1 pseudogene is annotated in these 975 nt (G+C 66.3%); it reads right to left on the bottom strand.

The features are described 5' to 3' along the window. Positions 1–975 (bottom strand): annotated as a pseudogene (locus EN914_RS36540) (SPOR domain-containing protein); the annotation flags it as partial.

A 975-nucleotide genomic window follows, 5' to 3' on the forward strand; every position in this document is an offset into this window, starting at 1 on the left:
GCGCAAAGGCACCGAGACCGCCCGCGACCGCGACCGCGCCGACAATCGCGGCGATGAACAGGCCGCGTCCGCGCGACGGCCTTGCGGCCTCACGCTCGCCGAGACCCGGAACAGCCATCTCCTCGTCCAGTTCGGGATCGTAGTCGAGTTCATCGACGGTGAAATCATCGGCTTGGGAAGCCGGCTGGCTCCCCGGCAGGTTGTCGAGGTCGTAGCCCGAGGCGTCGGCATAACCCGTGGGCGCCGCCGCGCGGGCAGACATTTCCATCGGCCGCGCCGCATAGGTTCGCGCTTCCGGCTCATAGCCCGACTTGACCCCGTCATAGCCCGGCTTGACCCCGTCATAGCCCGGCTTGAGGCTGTCATAGCCCGGCTTGAAGCCCGCGGCATAGGAGCCATCATCGTAAGACGCGCCGGCCGCGTTGCTTGCGGGGGCGGCAGTCACCTCCACCGCGTTCATCTCGGAGAGAAGGCTGGAGAACTCGGCATCGAGATCGTCATAGCCAGGCGACGCCGGCTGGTCTTCCTCGAAGTGCAGTTCGGGGATATCGAGATCGTCCGCCAGCGCCACGACACGCTCGGGCACATCGACCGTCTCGACATCGGGCATGTCTTCGTAACGCGCCGGCTGGCGCGATTGCGGCGCCGATACTGGGGCAGCGGGAGCCAAGGTTTCGACCGGCTCGGACGAACCATAGGACGTCATGGCGGCGACTGCCGGCGCTGCGGCCATGGATGATGCCACCGAAGCGGCCGGCTGAGCGCTAAACGTAGGCTGCGTGCTGAATGACGGCTGCTGCGGAACCGGCGTCACGCGGCTCCACGAACGCGTCGGCTCTGTCGGTTGGGAACGCTCCGCAAGCCAATCGAAAGAATCCGCCGAATTGTCCCGGGGAGCGGCTTCGTCACGCGGATCAAGGCCCTGGGCCAAAGCCGCGTCCAACGCTTCATCGTCGAAATCGACATCGCCAATGG

It is taken from the genome of Mesorhizobium sp. M7A.F.Ca.CA.001.08.2.1, assembly GCF_003998455.1.
In the GTDB taxonomy this organism is placed as follows: Bacteria; Pseudomonadota; Alphaproteobacteria; order Rhizobiales; family Rhizobiaceae; genus Mesorhizobium; species Mesorhizobium ciceri.